This is a genomic window from Lichenihabitans sp. Uapishka_5 (assembly GCF_033947565.1).
Lineage (GTDB): Bacteria > Pseudomonadota > Alphaproteobacteria > Rhizobiales > Beijerinckiaceae > Lichenihabitans.
In genome coordinates, this window is record NZ_JARPVX010000199.1 from 1 (window position 1) to 950 (window position 950).

Genomic DNA, 950 nt, shown 5'->3' on the forward strand with positions numbered 1-950 from the left:
CATGATCCTTCCTAACATAAGCCAGCATAAGGGTGTCGCCTTTTTTACACCTGCTCTGTGGCATGGTGCCTAACTTCAGCATGCTGTCAGCTCCCTGGGTGAGGTCTTCAGCAACTTAGCCAGTGAGAAAATTGGCGGAGTCGCGGCTATTTTCCTGGCCCTGTTCCGCATCGGACAGGGTTTGGCCCAGGGGGATACCTGGGACGGGCTGCCGTCGCTCCTGGCCCTCAATGCCCCGCCGGAGCGGCGGGGCTGGTTCGCGATGATCCCCCAACTGGGGGCGCCCATCGGCATGTTCGTGGCCAGCGCCGTGTTCACCTTTCTGCTCGTCACGCTGAAACCCGCGGACTTTCTCGATTGGGGGTGGCGCTATCCGTTCTTCGTGGCCTTCGTAATCAACGTCGTGGCGCTGTTCGCCCGGCTACGCCTCATTTCGACGCCCGCCTTCGCACAGCTGTTCGAGAGCCGCGAGTTGCAGCCTTCCCGGCTCTCGGACTTGTTCCGAGAAGAGGGCCGGACCGTGATCCTCGGCGCCTTCGCGCCCCTGGCGAGCTTCGCGCTGTTCCATCTCGTCACCGTATTCCCCTTGTCGTGGGTCGTCCTCACCACGGGTGCGACAGCGGTCCGCTTTCTCGAGATCGAACTGGTGGGCGCCGCCCTTGGGCTTGTTGCCGTCGCCTTGTCGGGCGTCATCGCGGATCGGGTCGGTCGTCGGACGGTGCTAGGCGTCTCGGCGGTCCTGATCGGCGGCTTCAGCGGGTTCGCGCCACAACTGCTCGGCAAGGGTCTCGCTGGTCAGTGGACCTACGTGCTGCTCGGCTTCACGCTTCTGGGGCTCGCCTTCGGCCAGTCTTCGGGCGTCGTCAACGACAGCTTTTCGTCCCGGCACCGCTACACGGGTGCGGGCACCACGGCGACGGCGGCATGGTTTCTCGGCGCCGGTTTCGCAC

Annotated in this window: 1 protein-coding gene; it reads left to right on the forward strand. The window is 64.2% G+C overall.

The window, feature by feature from the left end:
- Window positions 1–148: 148 nt before the first annotated feature.
- The coding region (locus P7D22_RS23140; protein ID WP_319936591.1) for an MFS transporter at window positions 149–950 on the forward strand (802 nt) is incomplete at its 3' end.